Consider the following 21,624-nt stretch of genomic DNA (forward strand, 5'->3'; position numbering starts at 1 on the left):
TGTTCCTTACCCTTGTGTCATCCCGGAGTCCGGCCTCAGGCCGCGCTTCCGAGTTCCTGTATGGCCTTGCGGCGCATCTGATCCGATTGCTCGATAAGTTTCTGCGCGCTCGCATAGGAGCGCGAGACCTCGATCATGTTTGTCATCTCGACGATCGGCTGCACATTCGATCCCTCGAGCGCGCCCTGCACGACATGCGGTTCGTCGATCGGCTGTTCTTCCTGCAGCGTGCTCAACAACGTGCCGCCCGCGTTCTGCATGTTCTGCGGATTCTCGAAGGTCACGACGGACAACTTGCCGCGCAAGCCGAGGCTCGACGAAATGGTGCCATCGCGCGCAATCGTTATGTCCGTTTCATCCTGAGCGAAAAGGATGGGGGCATCGGCGTCGGTCAGCACGGGATCGCCGTTTGCAGTGACGAGCTGACCGGCGTTGTCGAGCCGGAAATGGCCGTTGCGTGTGTAGTAGACGTCGGTCTCCGTCTGGACCCGAAAGAAGCCGTCGCCGGTGATTGCGACGTCGAAGGGGTTGGCCGTCATCTGCAGCGTGCCGTCGCGCAGATTGCGGTGCTGGCCGAAGTCCTGGACGAAAGTGATCTTCGAAGCCTGGCTGCCTTCCGAGGCATCCTTCATGACGTATTGGTCGAACAGCATCGATTCCGACTTGAAGCCGGACGTATTCATGTTCGCCAGATTGTTCGCGATGGTCGACATCTCGCGCGCAACCGCCATTTGGCGCGAAAGAGCTATGAGGAGGGCGTTTTCCATGGCGTGGCTGTTCGTCCGGTTCGGTTGTCGGAATGCGGTTCGATGCTTCCCGCCGACAGATGTGCAGGCCCTGTGCCAGAATAAAAATCGTTTAGAATCAATGGTATAGGATGTTTCTCGCCGCGATTTTCAACGCCGACGGCAGGGAATACCGGGCAGTTTCTGCCGCCTTGCGGTGGCGGCGGCCGGCGCGCGACGCGTTTGAAACCGGATGCCGAGGCCCGGCGGACACAACGCTTCATTAACCAAAGTGAGAGAGCATCGCGTTGTGCCGCAATGAAGCTGCGGCTCAACGGTGGAAGGGGCGCGGATCTCGCGGGCGCAGACGCCACGACATCCATGAGACAGGACAATTCAAGATGGCTGCAGTCGACGCCGAAGTTGCCGAAGACGAGGATGAAGAGGTCGCCGAGGCGCCGGCACGGCGCCGCCTGGCCGGCAAGGTTCTCGTTCTTTATATCGTACTGCCTGTGCTGGTTCTGATCGGCGCGGGAGCCGGTCTCTACATGTCAGGCATTTTCGGCGGTTCGACCGAAGAAGAGCCTGCCGAGGCGGTTGTTGCCGATCCGGTTTTCTACGATCTGCCCGACTTTCTCGTCAATCTCAGCGGACCTCCGCCGGCGCATTATCTCAAGATGCGCGTATCGTTGCAGGTCACCGATGCCGAGGCCGTGAAGCGTCTCGAGATCGAGATGCCGCGCGTGCTTGACGGTTTTCAGACCTTTCTGCGCGATCTGCGGCCGGAAGATCTCGAAGGCTCGCAGGGCATGCTCAATCTCAAGGAAGAGCTGATGCGCCGCCTGACGCTTGCAACGCAGCAACCGCTGGTGACGGACATTCTTTTCCGGGAAATCATCGTTCAGTAAAGGGTTCGGGGACCGATTCATGGCCACCACAGACGTCAACGACGAAGCCGATGCCATGACCGCCGCCGCGCAAGCTGCGGCGAAAGCACCGGAGCGTGTGCTCAACCAGGATGAAATCGACAGTCTGCTCGGCTTCGAGGTCGAAGAGGGTCAGGCTCCCGATCGTCACGGCATCGATGCCATCGTCAATTCGGCGCTGGTATCCTATGAACGCCTGCCGATGCTCGAAATCGTGTTCGACCGGTTGGTCCGGTTGATGACGGTTTCGCTCAGAAACTTCACATCGGACAACGTCGAGGTATCGCTCGACAATGTGTCGTCCATCCGTTTCGGCGATTACCTCAATTCGATTCCGCTGCCGGCCATCCTGGCCGTCTTCCGCGCAAAGCAGTGGGACAATTACGGCATGTTCACGGTCGATTCGAACCTCATCTATTCGATCGTCGACGTTTTGCTCGGCGGGCGCCGCGGTACTGCCGCCATGCGCATCGAGGGCAGGCCCTACACGACCATCGAACTCAACCTCGTACAGCGCATGATCGAAGTCGTTCTGCAGGATGTGCAGGCGGCGTTCGAGCCGCTGTCGCCGGTCACGCTCGAACTGGATCGCATGGAGACAAATCCGCGCTTTGCCGCGATAGCGCGTCCTGCGAATGCCGCCATTCTCGTCAAGTTGCGTGTCGATATGGAGGATCGCGGCGGGCGTATCGAGTTGATGCTTCCCTATGCGACGCTTGAGCCGATCCGCGAACTGCTTCTTCAGATGTTCATGGGCGAGAAGTTCGGCCGCGATTCGATCTGGGAGGAGCATCTCGCCACCGAATTGTGGTCCACGCGCGTACCGCTTGAGGCCGTTCTCGATCAGCAGCAACTTGCATTGCGTGACGTCATGGATTTCCAGGTCGGACAGACGCTGATGTTCAACAACACGCCTGACGGCATGATCGACATGCGCTGCGGCGACGTGCATATAGCCAAGGGACGGATGGGGCGGGTCGGCAATCACGTTGCCGTGCGCGTCGAACAGGCCATGCGCAAACACAAGCGCGTAGCCGAGCCGGAGCCGGAATCCACACCGAAGGCGATCGAGAACCGAATGACGGGAGCTTTCAAATGACCGGTTTTGCGGGCCTGCCATTCGGCGTTCTTCTCGAGGGCGTCGTCTGCCTGTTTCTGATCGCGACAATCATCTATTGCGCCATGCTGGACCGTCGCTTGCGGGCCATGCGATCCGGTCAGGACGGGTTGCGCGATCTTGTTCGCGATCTCAATGCAGCAACCTCGCAAGCGGTTTCCGCCATCGAGAATCTCAAACAGGCCAGTGCTGCCACGGGTGAAGAACTTGGCGAGCGTGTGCGGCGTGCCCGCGCGCTGGCGGACGAACTGGCACTTATGCTCGAGGCAGGTGACCGCATTGCCGACCGGCTTGACCGGAACGACAAGCCGCCTGTTGTCAGGCCGGTTGCCGCCCGAGCAGCTGCCCAGCCGGCTGCCGGTCCGCGCCAGGCTTCCGCAATTGCGTCCCGCGACCCCAATCCCGCGCACGCAACGCATCCGCTTCTGGATGCGTTGAAGCGCGCACGCTGAGGCCACCAAACCCATGCTGGATCGTCTCCGACTGCTGCCGACCGTCATTCTCTGTGCCTCGTTGCTTCTGGGCCTGAAGCTTGCCGATATGGCGACCGGAGGGCCGGGCGCGCGCTCCTTTGCGGGCATTGCGGTTGCGCGGGCCGAGGCGCCTGCGGCCGATCCGGCGGCGTCGACCGACTCCGGGGAACCGGTATCAGCCGGGCTGGATGAACCGACAAGCGAGGCGGCGGCTGCCGGGGCAGAAAATCCTGCAAACTCTGTCGATCCGCGTCTCAGCAAGGCCGAAATGTCCGTTCTCGAAAGCCTGGCGGTCCGGCGCGAAGAACTGAAAAAACGCGCAGAAGCACTGGACATGCGCGAGCAGGTTCTGGCGGCGGCCGAAAAGCGCGTCGAGGAGCGGATTGCCGAGCTCAAGGCGCTGGACGAAAGGATCAATGGCCGTATTTCCGAGATCGACGCGGCCCATGAAGAGAAGATGATGAGCCTGGTTTCGATGTATGAAGGCATGAAGCCGAAGGATGCCGCCCGGATCTTCGAACGGCTCGATATGGGTGTCCTGCTCGACGTCGTCAAACGAATGCAGCCGCGCCGGATGTCGGCGGTACTTGCCGCGATGGACCCGGTGGTTGCCCAGGACCTTACTGTGGAACTGGCGACCGGCGACCGCCTGACCGAAACGCCTCCGCTCATGGATCAGCGTGAGCCGGCCGCGCCGGAAGCGGCCCTTTCCGTGGACAAAAACGCCAGCTAATCCGCGAAAAATCGTGGCTCCTTAAGCACCACTTAACCGACCGGACCGTAGACTGCCCGCATGCCGGCAGAACGCCGGGGGATATTGGCAGAAGCTGCAGGAGCGCGCGCCGGGTGTGAGCGAAATCCATCGACATATGACGGTCGACAAAAGGCATCGCAATCCGGCGTGGCATTGCGGGTTTGCCCGCACGATCGCGTTCGCTTTGCTTCTGGTTCTCGCGCCGCTCGGTGCGTCGGCACAGGTTGCGCCTGAACGCCTCGATCTGATCGAGAAGGACGGCTATGGGCGCATGGTCATTGCGTTTCCGCAGTCCATGCCGAAGCATCGCGTCGAAGTGAATGCCGGCGTTCTCGTGCTTGCCTTTGACAGACCGATCACCATCAATCTCGACGCATTTGTGCACCAGTTGCCGCGCTACATCGCGACGGCTCGCCAGGACGATGATGGCAAGACGCTGCGCTTCGCGCTGAAGGCCGATTTCCGGGCCGACAGCAAACAGGCCGAAAACGCGCTCTATGTCGATCTGCTGCCGCCGCAATGGACAGGTGCTGCGCCCCCCCTGCCGGCCGATGTGGTTGCCCGCGTTGCGGCTGCCGCGGAAGCGAGGAAGAAGGCCGAGGAAGCTGCGACCGTTGCCAAGGCGCAGGGAATCGTCGAGCCGGACGTGCCGCTGCCCAATCTTGCCGTTCGGGTCGGTCGCCACGAGGGCATCACGCGGCTCGTTTTCGACTGGAACCAGCCCGTTCTCTATTCATTGGTGCAAAGGCAGGGGCTGGCGACCATTACCTTCGATCGGACGGCGCGGGTCGATCTGGCGCCATTGCGCGTCGATCCGCCGCCTTATCTGAGCCATGCGACCGCTATCGAGCATGATGGCCGGCTTGCGGTGGTTCTGACCCTGAAGCCTGGAGTCGTCATCAACGATTTCCGTGAAGACATGACGGTCGTTCTCGATCTCAAACCCGGTCATGCGCGTGACAGCGTGCCAGACGCCGTGGCGACGGCGCCGAAGGACATTCGGCCGAATGCCGCGCGGATCGAGCCGGCGGATGATGATGTCGTGCCGGACGAAGCGAGCGTCGTTTCGGCCGTCGAGGTCGAGGACGAAGAAAATTCCGCAGTTTCCGCCGGGAAAGAAAATGCTGTCGCTTCCGGAGGCGAAGAAAATGCTGTTGCATCTGCAACCGTATCGCCGTCCGTCGCCGTGGGGCCGATGCCGCTCGGCACGCGGCCGGTTGGCAAGGCGATTGCCAGGCTGCATCCGGGACGCAGCGGATCCGATATTGTCATTTCATGGCCCGAACCCGTCGGTGCGGCAGTATTCGAGCGGGCGGACCGTTTGTGGATGGTCTTCGACCAGCCCCTGCCGATCGAAATCGAAGCGCTTGTGCCTGACGACAAGGAGGGATGGCCGGCTTCGTTCGGAACGCCCGAAGTGGTCCGCTTCGACGGCGGTGTCGCGCTGTTACTGCCGTTGCTTGAGCGTGTGCTTGTCAGTGTTATGGAAGAGGGGGCCGATTGGCGGATTTCCGCGGGAGAGGTCCTTCAGACAACCGGGCGTCCCATCGCCGTTTCGCGTAACTGGCAGGAGGACGGGCGTGGCAGTGTGACGTTCGACCTGAAGGCCGCGCGCAAGGTGCTCAAATTCGAGGACCGGCTGGTGGGGGACAGGCTGATCGTCGCGACGGCGCTTGGACCGTCGCAGGCCGTGCAGACCTCACACAGTTTCGTCGAGTTCCAGGCACTTCAAACCGCGCAAGGCATTGCGATTGTGCCCATGGCCGACGATTTGAACGTCGCGGCGGCGCCCGACAATGTGGTCGTATCACGCAAGGCCGGTCTGATGCTGTCGGGGGGTACCGCCGACATGATGTCTGGTGGCGTGCTGGCGACCACCACGACATTCCCGGCGGTCATGGACTTTGCCGGATGGCGCGAGGCGCCCGGCGCCACCTTTACGGAGAGGCGTCAGTACCACCTGGACCGCCTGGCCATGGCGTCAACTTCCGACATCGGCGTCTTCCGCTTCGACTATGCCAAATTTCTGCTGGGCTACGGGCTTGCACCCGAAGCACTGTCGGCACTTACCGCCGTGGCAGCTGAAGATTCCTCGCTCGGAAAGGACGCGATATTCCGAGGCGTCAAGGGGGTATCAGAGGCGATGAGCGGCCGTTATATCGACGCAATTCGCAGCCTCAGCGGCAACGGGCTCGACAATATTCCACATGCGGCAGCCTGGCGCGGCCTCGCGCGGGCGCAGCTCGGTCACTGGGATGCCGCACGCACCCAGTTTGCATTGGCCGGCGCCATCATGGATTCCTTCGACGACGACTGGCGGACGATATTCCGTGCCAGAGCAGCGGAGGCCGCGCTGGATGGCGGCGACATCAAAGGTGCACAGCAACATGCGGCACATTTCCCCGAGAATCCGCAAGATCGCCGATCCCGGGCCGAGATTCTGCTGATCGACGCCCTGATTGCCGACCGGATCGGCCGCCATGACGAGGCCCTCATTCGCTACGACCGTGCGATCGAGGATGGATATCCGCCCATTGCCGCCCGCGCCCGTTTCGGCAAGGCGATGCTGCTCCACCTGACTGGCGGGCTCGACAACGAAGCGCTGACGGAGGAACTTGAAAGTCTGCGTTACGCATGGCGCGGCGATGCGCTGGAACTCGAGGTTCTGAGCCAACTGGCAACGCTTCATCTCGATGCGGGGCAGATTGTCGAAGCGCTGAACATCATGCGCATTGCGACGGCAAACTATCCCGACAGCGACCATGCGCATCGCATGAACATGCAGATGTCCGATCTGTTTGCCGATTTCTTTCTTGGTGAAGAGGCAAGCCGTCTTTCGCCCCTGCAGGCACTTGCCTTTTTCGAGAGCTTCAAGGACCTGACGCCGATCGGCCAAAGGGGCGATGAAATGATCCGTCATCTGGCAGAGCGTCTGGTCGAGGCCGATCTGCTGCCGCAGGCGGCACAATTGCTTGACTACCAGGTTGCCAACCGCCTGCATGGCGGCGTCGCCAAGGCGCAGGTTGCCGCGCGGCTGGCCACTATTCTTCTGCTCGACGACAAGCCTGAAAATGCGCTGGCGGCACTGCGGGCCACGCGACAGAACCTGCTGCCCGAGGCGCTTGCCGAGCGTCGTCTGTTGATCGAGGCGCGGGCGCTCGCCGAAACCAAGCAGTATGACTATGCGCTGGATCTGATCGAGGGACGATCCGATGCTTCGTCTCGCGCCTTGCGCGCGGACGTTCTTTGGAATGCGGGACGGTGGGAAGAAACAGGCGCGGCCTTCGAAGCGCTGCTCGGCGAGAGCTGGAAACCCGACGAGCCGCTCGCCGACGAGGTTCGCCTGCAGGTCATGCGCGCCGCTGTTGCCTATTCGCTTGCCGGCGACGAGGATGGCCTGTCGCGGATGCGAACCAAGTTCGGCGCCGCCATGGGCCGCAGTCCGGATGCCGGCGCCTTTGCGGTCGTTTCCGATCCCATTGCCGAGCAGGGCGTCGCCTTCCGCGAACTTGCCAGCCGCATCGCCTCGATCGACACGATGGAACGGTTCGTGGCCTCGCTGAAAGACGATACGCCGCCGGCAATCAACTGAGGATGCGTTGGCCGGCCGGCGATGGCGTCAGGTTCCGAAGCTCTGAACCAGGCTGCCCGCGATCAACGACCATCCATCGACAAGCACGAAGAAGATCAGCTTGAAGGGCAGCGAAATGATGATCGGTGGCAGCATCATCATGCCCATCGACATCAGAACCGACGCGACCACCATGTCGATAATGATGAAGGGCAGGAAGACCAGGAAGCCGATTTCGAAGGCGCGGCGCAATTCGCTGATCATGAAGGCGGGCACCAGAACCTGTAGGCCGATATCTGTGGCCTCCTCCGGTTCGTCGATGTTCGACAGATCGACAAACAGTTTCAGGTCCTGCTTGCGCACCTGCGAGAGCATGAAGGTCTTGAAGGGCTCGCTCGACTTCTCGAAGGCCTCGCCCATTTCCATTTCCTGGTTCATCAGGGGCAGGATGCCGGCGTCATAGGCCTTGGTGAAGGTCGGTGTCATCACGAATGCCGTCAGGAACAGTGCCAGGCTCACCAGTACCGCGTTCGGCGGCGACTGCTGCATGCCCAAGGCCGTTCGCAGCAGCGACAGCACCACGATGATACGCACGAAGGACGTCACCATGATCAGGATCGACGGCGCAAGGCTCAGGATCGTGACCAGGGCGACAATCTGCACCACGTGATCGGTCAGGCCGAGGCCGTCGGACAGGTTGAGGCTGATGCTGTTGGCAAGAGCCGGATCGGCAAGGCCGAATGTCAGCAGGGCGACGGCAAGTCCGGTCGCGCGGCGTCTCCAGCGTGCCGAGATGTCGGGAATACGGATCACGCGCGGCGCTCCTTGATGAAATCGACTATGCGCTGAAACTGAAGAACGGGCGCGGGGGCTTCTGCCGACGCGGTGTCGGCCAGCGCAATCGCGGCCGGCGCGTCGATTCCGCCTTCGATCAGCAATGATTGTTCGCCTCCAAGCAGGATCAGATGTTCCTTGCCGTCGCGGCGGATCAGCAGAAGGCGATGTCTGGCGTCGACAGGCTTGACTTCGACAATGGAAAGACGCCGCTGATTGCCGGTCGCCGTAACGCCGCCGGCGGCAAAACCCAGCCGGCGCGCGACAAGGGCGCAAAGCCCGATCAGGCCGATGATGAAGACGAGTGCAGCTGCAAACCGCAATATCTCGGAGAGTTCCATTCTGCGCATTCCCCACACGAGGGCAGCCTGTCCGGCCGGCCTGTCATGGGAAGAATTTGCCGCGTCAGGCTTAATGCCGGGTTAAGGGCGAGGGAATGCAAGGCCTTGTCTGGTTAGCCAATTCTGAAGTCACCAGGACTATTTTGCCGCGTTAGCACGATCTTAACTCTCGACGGCAAAACTCGGCTTGCCGCCAAGGAATGCGTGGCTTCGGAAACGGTCCCGATTGCGCCGAGAAAAGGGCGCGCGACAGACCGATTGATGGGCACGCGGCTATGACAATCGGCACCCTCCCGATCATCGAGATGATGAAGCAGCGCATGCAATGGCTGACCCAGCGTCAGGAAGTGCTGGCGCAGAACGTCGCCAATGCCGATACGCCCGGCTATACGGCGCGCGACCTCAAGGCGCTCGATTTCGGCGCAATGGTGAAGCGCAGCGGACCGGTGCTGGCGCCTGTGGCGACGCAGGCCCTGCATATCGGCAGTCCGGCGGCCGGTGCCGGAAACGGCTTGCGCCCGGGGCAGGCGACGGGCGGACAGATCGTCAAGCAGCCGGATTTCGAAACGACGCCGGGCGGCAACTCGGTGGTGCTCGAAGAGCAGATGATCAAGGTTGCCGAGACGCAGATGGACTATCAGGCAGTGACCGGACTCTACTCCAAGAGCCTCGGTCTGATCAGGATTGCGCTCGGCCGCTCGTAGGCGTCTGAGCCCGAAGGGACGTATTCGACATGAGCGCCATGGATCTTATCAAGTCGATGATGGTTGCGGCTTCCGGGCTGAAGGCCCAGAGCGGGCGCATGCGCATCATCGCCGAGAATATCGCCAACACGGACTCGGCCGCGCGCATCCCCGGCGGCGATCCCTATCAGCGGCGCATTCCGACATTCCAGCAGAAACTGGACCGCGAAATCGGCACGCATGTCGTGTCGCTCGGCCGGCCGGTGCTGGACCAGGCCGAATTCAAGCTCAAATACATGCCGGGCCATCCCGGTGCCGACGAGAACGGCTACGTCAAGATGCCCAATGTCAACGGCATGGTGGAAGCAATGGACATGCGCGAGGCGCAACGCAGCTACGAAGCCAATCTCAATCTCATCCAGGCATCGCGCCGCATGATCTCGCAGACCATCGATATCCTGCGGAAGTGAAGGGGAGCTAGACGCAAATGAGCATACCTGCCTCTGTTGCCCTCAATGCCTATGCCCGAGCCGCCGGCGCCGGCATGCCGACGCCGCCGGCCGGCGGCGTCAAGGAGGGCGGCGGCTTCGGCGATGTGCTGAAGCAGGCACTGGACGAGGCTGTCGGTACGGCCAAGGGCAGCGAACAGAAGGTCGCCGCGATCACGGCGGGACGCGAGGGTAATATCGTCGATGTCGTGACGGCTGTGGCCGAGGCAGAGGCAACCTTGCAGACGGTGGTGACCGTCCGCGACAAGGTGATCACGGCCTATCAGGAAATCATGCGCATGCCGATCTGACGATCGGCGGCAATCTGGGGCGGGCAGGGGCGTAGCCAAATAATGAGTGGACCGGAAATTCTCGATCTTGCGCGGCAGTCGATCTATGTGTTGCTGCTGCTGGCGGCGCCCCTGATGATCGTCGCGCTGGCGGTCGGTCTCGTGATCGCTCTGCTCCAGGCGCTGACGCAGGTGCAGGAAATGACCCTGGTCTTCGTGCCGAAGATTCTTGCGATCTTCGTCACACTGCTGGTCGCGCTGCCATTCATGGGGTCTTCGCTCGGTGGGTTCATGAGCCTGATCGCGCAGAAGATCGTCTCGGGCTGACGGCGCCGGGACCGACATCATGATCACCATCGACTACCTGCCGCAAACCGCTTTCATCTTCCTGCTGGTCTTCTCGCGTGTCGCGGCCATGTTGATGCTGATGCCGGCGCTCGGCGAGGCGACCATTCCGGCGCAGGCACGTCTGATCATGGCGCTGCTTCTGTCCCTGATCATGATGCCGCTTGTCGCGGACAGTTACGGCACGCTGCCTGAAACCGTTCCGTCGCTGGTTTTCATGGTGCTTCACGAAATCGTTGTCGGGCTCTTCATAGGCAGTGCTGCGCGGCTCGTCATGAGCGCGCTTCATGTCGCCGGCAATATCATTGCGTTGCAGATGAGCCTCGCCTTTGCACAGAATGTCGATCCAACGCAGGGCATGCAGGGCGTGATGATCGCCAATTTCCTGTCGCTGCTGGCGATTACACTGATCTTTGCGACCGGCCTCGATCATCTGCTGATCGCCGCGATGCGCGACAGCTACGAAATCTTTCGTCCCGGCGCTGCCATGCCGATCGGCGATTTCACGCAGATGGTCGTCAAGATCATGTCCGGCGCGTTTCGTCTGGGGTTGCAGCTCGCGGCGCCCTTCCTGGTGTTCGGCCTGATCTTCTATCTGGGAATTGGCATCCTCTCGCGGCTGATGCCGCAGATTCAGATCTTCTTCATTGCGATGCCCGCCAATATCGGTCTCGGGCTGATTCTGCTGATGCTGCTTCTGGGCGCCATGATGACGTGGTTCCTGCAGGAGTTCGAGCAGACCCTTTCCATGTTCGTCGGCTAGGTGGAACGCGCCCATGTCCGAACATGACGATTCAGAAAAAACAGAAGAACCAACACACCGAAAACTTGAAGAAGCCCAGAAGAAGGGCGATGTCGTCAAGAGTCAGGAGATCAGCACCTGGTTCGTGATGCTCGGCGCTGCCGTCGCACTGGCGTTAATGGGAACCGGGACGGCGACCTCGCTCTCGGGCACGCTGAAGATCTTCATTTCGCAACCCGAAGCCATCCCGATGGATGCAGATCACCTGCGCAAGATCTGGCTCGATGTCGGCGGCACGATGTTCAGTGTTCTGTTGGCGCCCTTGTCGGTCCTGATCCTTGCTGCGCTGATCGGGAATGTCATCCAGCATGCGCCGGTCTTCACGGCCGATCGCATGAAACCCAAGCTGTCCAAGATTTCGCCGAAAGAAGGGATGAAGCGTCTTTTTGGTGCAAAAAGCCTGATGAACCTCGCCAAGGGTATCGTCAAGCTCAGCGTTGTCGGCGTCGTTGCCACCCTGATCGTCTGGCCGGAACGCGACCGGCTGGTGTTGATGATGACCTGGGAAATCGCCCAGCTGTTGCCGCTGGTGCGCGAACTGGCGCTGAAGATGTTTGCCGGCGTGATTGCCGTCATGACCGTCGTGGCAGCGCTCGATTATCTGTTCGAGCGGCTGCAATGGATGAAAAAGCAGCGCATGACCGTTCAGGAGGTCAAGGACGAGTACAAGCAGATGGAAGGCGATCCGACGGTCAAGGCCAAGTTGCGCCAGATTCGCGTCGAACGCGGCCGCAAGCGCATGATGGCCGCTGTGCCGACCGCCACCGTCATCATCACCAACCCGACCCATTACGCCGTGGCGCTCAAATACGAGCAGGGCATGGGCGCCCCGACCTGCGTTGCCAAGGGCGTCGACGCGGTTGCCTTCCGCATCCGCGAAGTCGGTCAGGAGCATGATGTGCCGGTCATCGAAAATCCGCCGCTCGCCCGGGCGCTCTATGCGACCGTCGAGATCGATCACGAAATCGATCCGGATCACTACAAGGCGGTCGCGGAGGTGATTGGCTATGTGATGCGGCTTAAGGCTAAGATGAGCGGCGGACGCGGCCGGAAGTGATTCGGGCCGGCGTTGTGCCGTGCCATGCGGCGGACATACCAACAGAACCATGCTGGAGCTGCAAATGGCCGAAACGCCGGCCGATTATGCCGACACGATAGACAATCCGGCCGCCGGTACGGAAACGGCAGGGGGCGAGGCTGGCTGGACGCTGCCGGCCCGGCGATGGATCGTAATCGGGGGTGTCGGGATCGGCGTTGCCACGATGCTGCTCGACGCCGCCGGCGTCCATGCTTTCGGCCTTTCGGGTGCGCTGACCGCTTTCGGCCTGCTGGCAATCGCCGCTGCCGTTCTCTTCAGCTTTTCCGGCGGCGTGGCCGATGCCATGAGCCGCTCGCCGCTGGCGGCAGCCGAAGCGCTGAATGCGCTTCCCGATCCCTGTTATGCGACGGACCGGCGCGGCGCGGTATTGTTTGCCAATGAAGCCTACCGGATGATGACAGGCAGCTTCGATCTCGACCGTCCGGTGCCGCTGGAACGGCTTCTGGCGGGGCGGGGCGACATGGCGGAGACCGCCTTCCGCCTTGCGCAGGCCGCCCGGACGGGCTTTGCCGCCGACGAGGATATCCGGATTGTGACGCCGGGCGGTATCGAGCGCTTCTACAAAGTTGTGGTTCGGCCGCTGAGCGGTGCCGATGGCGGGGCGGTGTGGATGTTCCGCGACCTGACGGCGGAGCGTGATCGCGCGGAATCTGCGGAGCGCACTCATCGTCGCTCGCTTGCCTATCTCGAACACGCGCCGGTTGGCTTCTTTGCGGCCGATGCCAACAGTGGGCGTATTGTCTATCTCAATCCGACGCTCGGGAAATGGCTCGATGTCGAGCCCGCGCGGGTGACAGAACGCGGGCTTACACTTGCCGATCTGGTGCTGGGCGAAGCGCCGGCGTTGACGGAAACGGATAGCGGCCGGGACGGTGAGATGGCGCCGTTCGACCTCGATCTCAAGGGACCGGAAGGGCGTGCTGTGCCGGTGCGCGTCATGCCGAGTCGGCTTGCCGGTGTTGGCGCCCGCCCGGACCGCATCTTCGCGCTGGTCCTCAATCGGACGACGGGCGACAAGGCCGAGGTGACAGCGCGGGACGCCGAGATGCGCTTTGCGCGTTTCTTCAACAATGCGCCGATCGGCATCGCGATGGTCGATCAGGAAGGCAGGATCGACAACGCCAACAGCGCTTTTGTCGGCTATGTGGGTGCCGGAGTCGAACGCGGCATCCGGATTGCCGACCTTGTTGCCGAGGACGACCGCCGCGCTGTCGAGGAATTGCTGGAAGGTGTGCGGTCGGGCCGCCTGTCCGGCGCGCCGGTCGATATCCGCCTTGCGCGCAACACCGAACGGGTCGGCCAGATTTATGCGGCACGCGTCGATGCCGGCGAGGGTGCGTCCCTGGTCGTTTACCTGATCGACGCCACCGAACAGAAGACGCTCGAGATCCAGTTTGCGCAGTCGCAGAAGATGCAGGCCGTCGGCCAGCTTGCGGGCGGCGTGGCGCATGACTTCAACAACCTGCTGACGGCGATCATTGGCTTCTGCGATCTGCTGCTGGCGCGGCACCAGGCTGGCGATCCGTCCTTTGCCGATGTCGTTCAGATCAAGCAGAACGCCAATCGCGCCGCCAATCTGACGCGCCAGCTTCTGGCCTTCTCGCGGCGCCAGACGCTGCGGCCCAAGGTTCTTTCGTTGACCGATGCGCTGGCTGAACTGCAGAACCTGCTGGCGCGGCTGCTGACTGAAAAAGTTGAGCTCAAGATCGTGCATGGCCGCGATCTCGGTCTCGTCAAGGTCGACCAGAACCAGCTGGAACAGGTCGTCATCAATCTTGCTGTCAATGCGCGGGATGCGATGCCGGACGAAGGCGGGCGCCTCACCATCCGGACCGCCAATGTCTCGGAAGCCGACAGCCGGGCGCTGGATCACGCGCTGATGCCGCATGGCGAATATGTGCTGATCGAGGTTGCCGATACAGGGCATGGCATTCCGAAGGAAAATCTCGGCAAGATTTTCGAACCCTTCTACACGACCAAGGATCCGTCCAAGGGAACCGGCCTCGGTCTCTCGACGGTCTACGGCATCGTCAAGCAGACCGGCGGCTTCATTTTTCCCTATTCGACAGTCGGCAAGGGTACGACCTTCCGCATCTACCTGCCGCGCTATGTCGAGACGGCTGCCGATCGAAAGCAGGAGGAAATCTCGCTGGCCGCCGCGCCGCCGGAGCCGTCCGATCTCACCGGCAAGGGCACGATCCTGCTGGTCGAGGACGAGGATGCCGTGCGCACCTTTGCTGCGCGCGCGCTGGCGACACGAGGCTATGAAGTGCTTCAGGCTGAAAGCGGCGAGGCGGCGCTTGCGGTTGTTGACGCTTATGACGGACGAATCGATCTGGTGGTCTCGGACGTCGTGATGCCCAACATGGACGGACCGACCATGGCCAAGGAGTTGAAGCACAAGCTTCCGGGGACGCCGATCATTTTCGTCTCGGGCTATGCGGAGGACGCTTTTGCCAAGAGCCTCGATCCGGCGCAGGAGTTCCACTTCCTGCCGAAACCCTTCTCGCTGAAGCAGCTGGCTGCGGCCGTCAAGGAAGTGATGAAGGCTCCGTGATGCGCCTTCGCACTGGCCTTGCATTAACTGAGCGGTTAGCCTTCGGCCGAGTTAATGTGGTCCGGGGTGGTATACCGCATGTCGGCTGATCTCAATTCCCTCGAGCCGGGCAGTTCACGGCCCGTCGGCAGCGGCGCGGAGAATCACCGCGCAGCGCTGGCCATTGCGCGCCGGCATATGGGCCATGTGGCCTGGCCGACCGTTCTGATGGTGCTCGGCTCGCTGACGGGTCTTGCGCTGTCGACCTCGGCGGCGCTGGCCGGCCTGTGGCCGATGTGGGCGGCCATGCTCGTCAATGCCTATCTGCTTCTGATGCAGTTCATGGCCGTTCATGAAGGGCTGCACGAGGCGATCTCGGGTGACGACAAGCGTTTCAAGTGGCTCAATGACGGCTTGGCCTGGGTCGGCGGCATCGCGACGCTGATCCCCTATCGCGGCTATGACGTGATGCATCTCGTGCATCATCGCTATACCAACGATTTCGAACGCGATCCCGACACATGGTGCGCTGGGCGCAACCCGCTGCTGTTGATCCTGCGGTTCCTTACGCAGACGCCGCATTACGTCTTCCTGATGACAAAGTTCGGCATGTGGAAGGACCCGGTGCAGCGCCGGCCCTATTTCATTGCAGCCTCGCATCACCTGATTGCCTGGACGCTGGTGGCGCTGGGCTTCGTCTATGGCTTCGCCTATGAAATCCTGATGCTGTGGATTTTCCCGACGTTCCTCAACGTGGCGCTGATCGGGCTGATCTTCAATTATCTGCCGCACCGGCCACATCTGGCGCGGGAACGCTACAAGGACACCAGCGTTTTTCTCTTGCCCCGCGCCATTCATCGGCTGGTCACGATGCTCGACATGTATCAGACCTATCACCTCATCCATCATCTCTTTCCGCGCATTCCCTTCTACCGCATCGGTCGCGCCTTCGATGAGATGCGTCCGATCCTGGAGGCGGAAGGGGCGACGATTCACGACTGGACGGATGCCTGGGACCGCAGCCGGTCGGGCGTCGTGTCGGGTGGGTAAGCGGTCCGGGCTCGGAGCGGCGGCGGCCGTCGATGTTCCGTGGTGGAAAAACTGGAACTTCCCACGAACATGAATCTGATTTCCTAATAAATTCAGGTATTTAAAAATTCGATTGCCAACAAGAACAAAACCGGTACATTAACCGCATTGCACGACTCGGCGGGCAATGGAATAAGGGGAAACCGGTGATGTCGAAGAATGTTGTGAGCCTCGTGAAAGACGATAGCGACAAGAAAAAGGCGCTGGACGCCGCACTGAGCCAGATCGAGCGGTCGTTCGGCAAGGGCTCCATCATGCGCCTCGGCAAGAACGAGCAGGTGGTCGAGATCGAGGCGATTTCGACCGGGTCGCTCGGCCTCGACATTGCGCTCGGAATCGGCGGCTTGCCGCGCGGGCGGGTCATCGAAATCTACGGTCCGGAATCCTCCGGCAAGACCACGCTGGCGCTGCAGACCATTGCCGAGGCCCAGAAGAAGGGCGGCGTCTGCGCCTTTATCGACGCCGAACATGCGCTCGACCCGATTTACGCCCGCAAGCTCGGTGTGCAGCTCGACGAACTCCTGATTTCCCAGCCCGATACCGGCGAGCAGGCGCTCGAGATCGCCGACACGCTGGTGCGGTCGAGTGCCGTCGATGTGCTGGTGGTCGACTCGGTGGCGGCGCTGACGCCCAAGGCCGAGCTCGAAGGTGAAATGGGCGACAGCCTGCCCGGTCTTCAGGCGCGGCTGATGAGCCAGGCGCTTCGGAAGCTCACCGCCTCGATTTCCAAATCGAACACGATGGTCATTTTCATCAACCAGATCCGCATGAAGATCGGCGTGATGTTCGGCAGCCCCGAAACCACCACCGGCGGCAATGCGCTGAAATTCTATGCGTCCGTCCGGCTCGATATCCGCCGCATCGGCGCGATCAAGGAACGCGACGAAGTGGTCGGCAACCAGACCCGCGTCAAGGTCGTCAAGAACAAGGTGGCGCCACCCTTCAAGCAGGTCGAGTTCGACATCATGTATGGCGAGGGCATCTCGAAGATGGGCGAGCTCGTCGATCTCGGAGTCAAGGCCGGCATTGTCGAGAAATCCGGTTCCTGGTTTTCCTATAACAGCCAGCGCATCGGGCAGGGCCGCGAGAACGCCAAGCAGTTTCTCAGGGACAATCCCGACATGGCGGCCGAAATCGAAGCCTCCATCCGCCAGAATGCCGGCCTGATTGCCGAGCAGATCATGGAAATCGAGCCCGGCCGCGATGACGAGGATGGCGATCTGGAAGCCAGCGCCTGACCCCATATCTCATGGTTCCTGATGAGAGCCGAAGCGGCGCCGGGTACCCTCCGGCGCCGTTTTCATTTTGGGGGCGGGGTCCCCGCCAGCCTTCGCGAGACTGGTTCCGGTGGCTTTCTGGACAGTCGACGGGGCGACAGGTAAAAGCTGGGGCACTGTATTTTTCCGGATAATCGGGGGATAAACGGGCGGATGGGCGGCTCCGGCCGCGTGACGCTCCTGTGCCCCGGAGCCCGTACGCGAGACGAGCAAGATCATGGCCGGCCTCAACGAGATCAGAACGAAGTACCTGGAGTTTTTCCGTGCGCAGGGCCATGAGGTCGTGGCTTCGGGCCCGCTCGTGCCCAACAACGATCCGACGCTGCTCTTCACCAATGCGGGTATGGTGCCGTTCAAGAATGTCTTCACAGGTCAGGAAAAGCGTCCCTATGTGCGCGCGGCATCGTCGCAGAAATGCGTGCGGGCGGGCGGCAAGCACAACGACCTCGACAATGTCGGCTACACGGCGCGGCATCACACCTTCTTCGAGATGCTCGGCAATTTCTCCTTCGGGGACTATTTCAAGGCCGAAGCGATCGAGTTCGCATGGACGCTGGTGACGAGGGAATTCGGCCTGCCGAAAGAGCGGCTGATGGCGACCGTCTATGCCGACGATGACGAGGCCTTCGGTCTCTGGCGCAAGATTGCCGGTTTGCCCGAGAGCCGCATCATCCGGATCGGCACTTCGGACAATTTCTGGTCGATGGGTGACACGGGCCCCTGCGGCCCCTGTTCCGAGATATTTTTCGATCATGGCGACAGGATTCCGGGCGGTCCGCCCGGCAGTCCCGATGAGGACGGCGACCGTTTCATCGAGATCTGGAATCTCGTCTTCATGCAGTATGATCAGCAGGCCGATGGCAGGCGTCTCGACCTGCCCAGACCCTCGATCGACACGGGTATGGGGCTCGAGCGCATCGCCGCCGTGCTGCAGGGCACACATGACAATTATGCGACCGACCTGATGCGCGCGCTGATTGTCGCTTCTGCCGAGGCATCGAAAAGCGATCCCGACGGGCCGCATGCGGTCAGTCATCGCGTCATCGCCGACCATTTGCGGGCAAGCTCGTTCCTTCTTGCCGACGGCGTCATGCCCTCCAACGAGGGCCGTGGTTACGTGCTGCGCCGGATCATGCGCCGCGCGATGCGCCACGCACAGCTTGTCGGCGTTGCCGAACCTTTGATGTGGCGTCTCGTGCCGGCGCTGGTACGGCAGATGGGAGACGCCTATCCTGAACTTCGCCGTGCCGAGCCGCTCGTCACCGAAACGCTGAAGCTCGAGGAGACCCGGTTCCGCGAAACGCTCGTCCGCGGGCTGAAACTGCTCGACGAAGAGGTCGAGAAGCAACAGGGCAGGGGCGTGTTGCCTGGCGACGTTGCCTTCAAGCTTTACGATACCTACGGTTTTCCGCTCGATCTGACGCAGGACGCGCTGCGCTCGCGCGGCATGAGCGTCGATCAGGCAGGCTTCGATACGGCGATGGCCAAGCAGCGCCAGGATGCGCGCGCCGCCTGGTCGGGTTCCGGCGAGAAGGCGACCGAGGCCGTCTGGTTCGAACTGCGCGAACAGCATGGCGCCACCGAGTTTCTCGGCTACGAAACCGAGAATGCCGAAGGCAAGATCGTGGCGATTGTCGTCGACGGTCAGCCGGTGGCGGAGATTGCGGCAGGCGCCGAAGCCGCCATTATCGCCAACCAGACACCCTTCTACGCCGAATCGGGCGGGCAGGTCGGCGACAGCGGCGTTCTCTTCACACCGGCGGGCGCCGAATTTCCGGTCAGCGACACCGTGAAGAAGCTTGGCGACATGCATGTGCATATCGGCAGGCTCGCGCGCGGCAATCTCAGGGTCGGCGATATCGTCGAGATGAAGGTCGATGGCGGGGTGCGCAGCGCGACGCGGGCCAATCACTCGGCGACGCATCTGGTGCATGAGGCGCTGCGTCGTGTCCTGGGTCCGCACGTTACGCAGAAAGGTTCGATGGTTGGACCGGAGCGGCTGCGTTTCGACTTTTCGCATCCGAAGCCGATGACGGCAGCCGAGATCGCCGAAGTGGAGGTGATCGTCAATCGCATTATCCGACAGAACACCGAAGTGTCGACGCGGCTGATGACGCCCGAACAGGCGATCGATGCCGGTGCGCTGGCCCTGTTCGGCGAGAAATATGGTGCCGAGGTGCGCGTCCTGGCCATGGGCGTCGATGCCGAAAAGGACAATGGCGTCTATTCGGTCGAACTCTGCGGCGGCACACATGTGCGTCGTGTCGGCGATATCGCGATCTTCAAGATCGTCAGCGAGAGTGCGGTTGCCTCGGGCATCCGGCGTATCGAGGCACTGACGGGCGAGGGCGCGCGGCGTTATCTGGTCGAACAGGAACGTATCGCGAAGGACGCGGCTGCCGCTCTGAAGATTGCACCGGAGGATCTGCCGGCGCGCGTCGTCTCGCTGATGGATGAGCGCAAGCGACTCGAGCGCGAACTGGCCGAGGCGAAGAAGAGGCTCGCCATGGGTGGCGGCACTGCCGGGACGGCGTCGGAATCACCCGTCGAGGAGATCGGCGGCATCAAACTGGTCGCGCGCAAGCTCGACGGGGTCAATCCGAAGGATCTGCGTGGACTGGTCGACGAGGCCAAGAAGCAGGTCGGATCCGGCGTCGTTGCGCTGGTGGCTGTCAGCGAGGACGGCAAGGGCGCCATTGCAATTGGCGTCACGGCGGATCTTGTGGCCCGCTTCAATGCCGTCGAACTGGTCAAGGCCGGCGCGGCCGCCATGGGCGGCGCGGGCGGCGGGGGGCGACCCGATATGGCGCAGGCCGGCGGTCCGGAGGGTGCGAAGGCTGCAGCCGCACTCGACGCAGTGCGAGCGACGGTCGAAGGGCTTGCGGGCGCCGCCTAGACGAGACCCTGTTTTGTCAGCGCCTTGTTGAGGTTCTCTGCCACCTTGTCGAGGAAGCCTTCCGTCGACAGCCAGGATTGTTCGGAGCCGACCAGCAGCGCCAGGTCCTTGGTCATGTAACCGCTCTCGACGGTCGAGACGCAGACCTTTTCGAGCGTTGCGGCGAATTTCGCCAGGGCGTCATTGCCGTCGAGCTTGGCGCGATGCGAGAGACCGCGTGTCCAGGCGAAGATCGAGGCGATCGAGTTGGTCGAGGTTTCCTCGCCGCGCTGATGGGCGCGGTAATGGCGCGTCACGGTGCCGTGCGCGGCTTCGGCTTCCATGATCTTGCCATCCGGCGTCAGCAGCACCGAAGTCATCAGGCCGAGCGAACCGAAGCCCTGTGCGACCGAGTCCGACTGCACGTCGCCATCGTAATTCTTGCAGGCCCAGACATAGCCACCCGACCATTTCATCGACGAGGCCACCATGTCGTCGATCAGACGATGCTCATAGGTGATCTTTGCCGCTTCGAAATCGGCCTTGAATTCCTTCTCGTAAATCTCCTGGAAGAGATTCTTGAAGCGGCCGTCATAGGTCTTGAGGATCGTGTTCTTGGTGGACAGGTAGACCGGATATTTGCGGTCGAGACCGAACTTCATGCAGGCGCGGGCGAAGTCGCGGATGCTGTCGTCGAGATTGTACATGCCCATGGCGACGCCGGATGAGGGGAAGTCGAAGATCTCTTCCTCGATCGTGTCCTTGCCATCGTCCGACACCCACTTCATCGTCAGCTTTCCCTTGCCTGGGATCAGCATGTCGGTGGCGCGGTACTGGTCGCCGAAGGCATGACGGCCGATCACGATCGGTTCGGTCCAGCCCGGCACAAGGCGCGGGATGTTGCGGCAGATGATCGGCTCGCGAAACACCGTGCCGCCGAGAATGTTGCGGATCGTGCCGTTGGGCGACCGCCACATCTTCTTCAGTTTGAACTCGTCGACGCGCGCCTCGTCGGGCGTGATGGTCGCGCATTTGACGCCAACCCCGTGGCGCTTGATTGCCTCGGCAGATTCGACTGTCACCCGGTCGTCGGTGTCGTCGCGATGCTCCATGCCGAGGTCGTAATAGTCGAGATCGAGATCGAGATAGGGGAAGATCAGCTTGTCCTTGATCATCTGCCAGATGATCCGGGTCATCTCATCGCCATCGAGATCGACCACGGGGTTTGCGACTTTGATCTTCGGCATGGGGGGTCCTTCGAGACGTGTAACGGGCGGGGGGCAGGCGTGCGTGGCGCCGGCGCAGAACGAGCCTCTTCCGTATAACATTGCAGGCCGATTGATTAAAGGCAGGCAATCGCTTATTGACGCTCGCCGACTTCCCTAACGGAAACCATCTG

19 protein-coding genes are annotated in these 21,624 nt (G+C 61.8%); 15 read left to right on the forward strand and 4 right to left on the reverse strand.

What is annotated here, in order from left to right; all coding sequences use genetic code 11:
- Window positions 1-35: 35 nt before the first annotated feature.
- Window positions 36-767: a flagellar basal-body rod protein FlgF gene (flgF, locus tag AAC071_RS09050; protein WP_339831856.1), complete on the reverse strand. Its 732-nt coding sequence runs from the start codon at window positions 765-767 to the stop codon at window positions 36-38.
- Window positions 768-1,126: 359 nt separating this feature from the next.
- Between flgF and AAC071_RS09055 the strand changes: the two genes are divergently transcribed.
- The 5 genes from AAC071_RS09055 to AAC071_RS09075 all read left to right on the forward strand — a co-directional run bounded on the left by AAC071_RS09055 (window position 1,127) and on the right by AAC071_RS09075 (window position 7,587).
- Window positions 1,127-1,633, forward strand: coding sequence for a flagellar basal body-associated FliL family protein (locus AAC071_RS09055; protein WP_339831857.1), 507 nt, complete (start codon window positions 1,127-1,129; stop codon window positions 1,631-1,633).
- Window positions 1,634-1,688: 55 nt separating this feature from the next.
- Complete coding sequence (gene fliM, locus AAC071_RS09060) at window positions 1,689-2,750, forward strand: flagellar motor switch protein FliM (protein WP_339831953.1); 1,062 nt, start codon at window positions 1,689-1,691, stop codon at window positions 2,748-2,750.
- A complete protein-coding gene (locus AAC071_RS09065; protein ID WP_339831860.1) occupies window positions 2,747-3,220 on the forward strand; it encodes a DUF6468 domain-containing protein in 474 nt (157 codons plus the stop codon). Before fliM ends, AAC071_RS09065 begins: the two co-directional genes overlap by 4 nt.
- 13 nt (window positions 3,221-3,233) lie before the next feature.
- Complete coding sequence (locus tag AAC071_RS09070) at window positions 3,234-3,974, forward strand: hypothetical protein (RefSeq protein WP_339831861.1); 741 nt, start codon at window positions 3,234-3,236, stop codon at window positions 3,972-3,974.
- A 136-nt stretch (window positions 3,975-4,110) separates the two neighbouring features.
- Window positions 4,111-7,587 carry a tetratricopeptide repeat protein gene (locus AAC071_RS09075; RefSeq protein ID WP_339831863.1) on the forward strand — a complete coding sequence of 1,159 codons (3,477 nt, stop codon included), beginning with the start codon at window positions 4,111-4,113 and terminating at the stop codon, window positions 7,585-7,587.
- Window positions 7,588-7,614: 27 nt separating this feature from the next.
- Here AAC071_RS09075 and fliP read toward each other — a convergent pair whose 3' ends face one another.
- Together fliP and AAC071_RS09085 are read right to left on the reverse strand one after the other, a co-directional pair.
- Window positions 7,615-8,379, reverse strand: coding sequence for a flagellar type III secretion system pore protein FliP (gene fliP, locus AAC071_RS09080; RefSeq protein WP_339831864.1), 765 nt, complete (start codon window positions 8,377-8,379; stop codon window positions 7,615-7,617).
- Window positions 8,376-8,741: a flagellar biosynthetic protein FliO gene (locus AAC071_RS09085; RefSeq protein ID WP_339831865.1), complete on the reverse strand. Its 366-nt coding sequence runs from the start codon at window positions 8,739-8,741 to the stop codon at window positions 8,376-8,378. Before AAC071_RS09085 ends, fliP begins: the two co-directional genes overlap by 4 nt.
- 275 nt (window positions 8,742-9,016) lie before the next feature.
- Here AAC071_RS09085 and AAC071_RS09090 point away from each other — a divergent pair, with 275 nt between their 5' ends.
- From AAC071_RS09090 to alaS, 10 genes are all read left to right on the forward strand, one after another.
- Window positions 9,017-9,445, forward strand: a complete 429-nt coding sequence (locus tag AAC071_RS09090; RefSeq protein WP_339831867.1) for a flagellar basal body protein — start codon at window positions 9,017-9,019, stop codon at window positions 9,443-9,445.
- A gap of 38 nt (window positions 9,446-9,483) precedes the next feature.
- Window positions 9,484-9,894, forward strand: a complete 411-nt coding sequence (flgC, locus tag AAC071_RS09095) for a flagellar basal body rod protein FlgC (protein ID WP_339831954.1) — start codon at window positions 9,484-9,486, stop codon at window positions 9,892-9,894.
- Between the two features lie 17 nt (window positions 9,895-9,911).
- Window positions 9,912-10,223 carry a flagellar hook-basal body complex protein FliE gene (gene fliE / locus AAC071_RS09100; protein ID WP_339831868.1) on the forward strand — a complete coding sequence of 104 codons (312 nt, stop codon included), beginning with the start codon at window positions 9,912-9,914 and terminating at the stop codon, window positions 10,221-10,223.
- Between the two features lie 42 nt (window positions 10,224-10,265).
- Complete coding sequence (fliQ, locus tag AAC071_RS09105) at window positions 10,266-10,529, forward strand: flagellar biosynthesis protein FliQ (RefSeq protein WP_339831869.1); 264 nt, start codon at window positions 10,266-10,268, stop codon at window positions 10,527-10,529.
- A 19-nt stretch (window positions 10,530-10,548) separates the two neighbouring features.
- A complete protein-coding gene (gene fliR / locus AAC071_RS09110; protein ID WP_339831870.1) occupies window positions 10,549-11,310 on the forward strand; it encodes a flagellar biosynthetic protein FliR in 762 nt (253 codons plus the stop codon).
- A gap of 13 nt (window positions 11,311-11,323) precedes the next feature.
- Complete coding sequence (flhB, locus tag AAC071_RS09115; RefSeq protein WP_339831871.1) at window positions 11,324-12,406, forward strand: flagellar biosynthesis protein FlhB; 1,083 nt, start codon at window positions 11,324-11,326, stop codon at window positions 12,404-12,406.
- A gap of 64 nt (window positions 12,407-12,470) precedes the next feature.
- Window positions 12,471-15,005 carry an ATP-binding protein gene (locus AAC071_RS09120; RefSeq protein ID WP_339831873.1) on the forward strand — a complete coding sequence of 845 codons (2,535 nt, stop codon included), beginning with the start codon at window positions 12,471-12,473 and terminating at the stop codon, window positions 15,003-15,005.
- A gap of 78 nt (window positions 15,006-15,083) precedes the next feature.
- The gene (locus tag AAC071_RS09125; protein WP_339831875.1) at window positions 15,084-16,034 is read left to right on the forward strand and encodes a fatty acid desaturase; all 951 of its coding nucleotides are present in this window, start codon (window positions 15,084-15,086) and stop codon (window positions 16,032-16,034) included.
- A 188-nt stretch (window positions 16,035-16,222) separates the two neighbouring features.
- On the forward strand, window positions 16,223-17,311 hold the full coding sequence (gene recA, locus AAC071_RS09130; protein WP_339831876.1) for a recombinase RecA: 1,089 nt from the start codon (window positions 16,223-16,225) through the stop codon (window positions 17,309-17,311).
- Between the two features lie 256 nt (window positions 17,312-17,567).
- Window positions 17,568-20,246 (forward strand): alanine--tRNA ligase, encoded by a 2,679-nt coding sequence (gene alaS / locus AAC071_RS09135; protein ID WP_339831877.1) that lies wholly within the window; start codon window positions 17,568-17,570, stop codon window positions 20,244-20,246.
- On the opposite strand, the gene AAC071_RS09140 is transcribed toward alaS, so the two are convergent.
- A complete protein-coding gene (locus AAC071_RS09140; protein ID WP_339831879.1) occupies window positions 20,243-21,472 on the reverse strand; it encodes an NADP-dependent isocitrate dehydrogenase in 1,230 nt (409 codons plus the stop codon). The two genes, alaS and AAC071_RS09140, sit on opposite strands and share 4 nt — an antisense overlap.
- Window positions 21,473-21,624: the final 152 nt, after the last annotated feature.

The sequence above is a fragment of the uncultured Parvibaculum sp. genome, assembly GCF_963975745.1.
In the GTDB taxonomy this organism is placed as follows: Bacteria; Pseudomonadota; Alphaproteobacteria; order Parvibaculales; family Parvibaculaceae; genus Parvibaculum.

Excerpts from the sequence above, each read along its gene's own strand:
- flgF (WP_339831856.1), bottom strand. The coding sequence starts at position 767 with ATGGAAAACGCCCTCCTCATAGCTCTTTCGCGCCAAATGGCGGTTGCG.
- AAC071_RS09055 (WP_339831857.1), top strand. The coding sequence starts at position 1,127 with ATGGCTGCAGTCGACGCCGAAGTTGCCGAAGACGAGGATGAAGAGGTC.
- fliM (WP_339831953.1), top strand. The coding sequence starts at position 1,689 with ATGACCGCCGCCGCGCAAGCTGCGGCGAAAGCACCGGAGCGTGTGCTC.
- AAC071_RS09065 (WP_339831860.1), top strand. The coding sequence starts at position 2,747 with ATGACCGGTTTTGCGGGCCTGCCATTCGGCGTTCTTCTCGAGGGCGTC.
- AAC071_RS09070 (WP_339831861.1), top strand. The coding sequence starts at position 3,234 with ATGCTGGATCGTCTCCGACTGCTGCCGACCGTCATTCTCTGTGCCTCG.
- AAC071_RS09075 (WP_339831863.1), top strand. The coding sequence starts at position 4,111 with ATGACGGTCGACAAAAGGCATCGCAATCCGGCGTGGCATTGCGGGTTT.
- AAC071_RS09085 (WP_339831865.1), bottom strand. The coding sequence starts at position 8,741 with ATGGAACTCTCCGAGATATTGCGGTTTGCAGCTGCACTCGTCTTCATC.
- AAC071_RS09090 (WP_339831867.1), top strand. The coding sequence starts at position 9,017 with ATGACAATCGGCACCCTCCCGATCATCGAGATGATGAAGCAGCGCATG.
- flgC (WP_339831954.1), top strand. The coding sequence starts at position 9,484 with ATGGATCTTATCAAGTCGATGATGGTTGCGGCTTCCGGGCTGAAGGCC.
- fliE (WP_339831868.1), top strand. The coding sequence starts at position 9,912 with ATGAGCATACCTGCCTCTGTTGCCCTCAATGCCTATGCCCGAGCCGCC.
- fliQ (WP_339831869.1), top strand. The coding sequence starts at position 10,266 with ATGAGTGGACCGGAAATTCTCGATCTTGCGCGGCAGTCGATCTATGTG.
- fliR (WP_339831870.1), top strand. The coding sequence starts at position 10,549 with ATGATCACCATCGACTACCTGCCGCAAACCGCTTTCATCTTCCTGCTG.
- flhB (WP_339831871.1), top strand. The coding sequence starts at position 11,324 with ATGTCCGAACATGACGATTCAGAAAAAACAGAAGAACCAACACACCGA.
- AAC071_RS09120 (WP_339831873.1), top strand. The coding sequence starts at position 12,471 with ATGGCCGAAACGCCGGCCGATTATGCCGACACGATAGACAATCCGGCC.
- AAC071_RS09125 (WP_339831875.1), top strand. The coding sequence starts at position 15,084 with ATGTCGGCTGATCTCAATTCCCTCGAGCCGGGCAGTTCACGGCCCGTC.
- recA (WP_339831876.1), top strand. The coding sequence starts at position 16,223 with ATGTCGAAGAATGTTGTGAGCCTCGTGAAAGACGATAGCGACAAGAAA.
- alaS (WP_339831877.1), top strand. The coding sequence starts at position 17,568 with ATGGCCGGCCTCAACGAGATCAGAACGAAGTACCTGGAGTTTTTCCGT.
- AAC071_RS09140 (WP_339831879.1), bottom strand. The coding sequence starts at position 21,472 with ATGCCGAAGATCAAAGTCGCAAACCCCGTGGTCGATCTCGATGGCGAT.